2 protein-coding genes are annotated in these 914 nt (G+C 53.1%); one reads left to right on the top strand and one right to left on the bottom strand.

What is annotated here, in order from left to right; translation table 11 throughout:
* The first annotated feature begins 123 nt into the window (after positions 1-123).
* Entirely contained in the window at positions 124-594 is a 471-nt protein-coding gene (gene rlmH / locus HMPREF2726_RS02940; protein ID WP_009312525.1) for a 23S rRNA (pseudouridine(1915)-N(3))-methyltransferase RlmH, read from the top strand.
* A 106-nt stretch (positions 595-700) separates the two neighbouring features.
* Here rlmH and HMPREF2726_RS14300 read toward each other — a convergent pair.
* The coding region (locus tag HMPREF2726_RS14300) for a hypothetical protein (protein WP_210399673.1) at positions 701-914 on the bottom strand (214 nt) is incomplete at its 5' end.

Below are 914 nucleotides of genomic sequence, written 5' to 3'. Positions count from 1 at the left end.
GCCGTACTGGTTTAAAGTTAATCCACTATAAAAATATCGGCTTTAGAAATCCCGTTTCACCATCATTCAAACCAAAAGGTCGTCTGAAAACTTTCAGACGACCCCATCCGACCAAGGAAACCCATGAACATCACCGTCCTCGCCGTCGGCACCAAAATGCCCCGCTGGGTTGACGAAGCCGTCGGCGAATACGCCAAACGCTTCGGACGCGACGTCGCCTACACCCTCAAAGAAATCAAACCCGAAAAACGCGGCGCAGGCGTCAACGCCGCACAAGGCATGGCGGCGGAAGAAAAACGCATCCTCGAAGCCATCCCCCAAGGCGCATTCCTCATCGTCCTCGACGAACGCGGCAAAGCCCCGACCTCCGTCGAGCTGGCGGAACACCTCAAAAGCTGGCAGCAAAACGGCGAACACGTCTGCTTCGTCATCGGCGGCGCCGACGGCATGACCGACCGCCTCAAACAACAAGCCCGCATGATGATGCGCCTCTCCAGCCTCACCCTCCCGCACGGCATGGTGCGCGTCCTGCTGACCGAACAGCTCTACCGCGCCGTCTCCATCCTCCACAACCATCCCTATCACCGCGAATAACAAAAGCCGTACCCGCAGGCAGGCTTCGCGTGTCCACCGCATAAGTCGGGCTCAGGCGTATCTGTTGCGAATTCAATACATCAAGAAATAGTAAACTAGGAAATATTCAGATATTGTTTGAATGCCCGTCATAAGGACGATAAGATACCGACCTCATTTTATAAGGGATTGATTCAGAAACAGTTCGGCTTGCCGCAGGCAACTTTGCCGTATGGTTTTGAAGTGCGAAAGCTTCAATCCCCATTTTGATACCACACAACGATAAAGATGAAATGTCCGGTTTATTTTTCGAAAGGGGGCGGAATGAAGGAAATTCAGCG

The sequence above is a fragment of the Neisseria sp. HMSC074B07 genome, from assembly GCF_001810355.1.
GTDB lineage: Bacteria > Pseudomonadota > Gammaproteobacteria > Burkholderiales > Neisseriaceae > Neisseria.
Note: the sequence above shows the minus strand (reverse complement) of the source record. Positions and strands in the feature narration are given on the sequence as shown.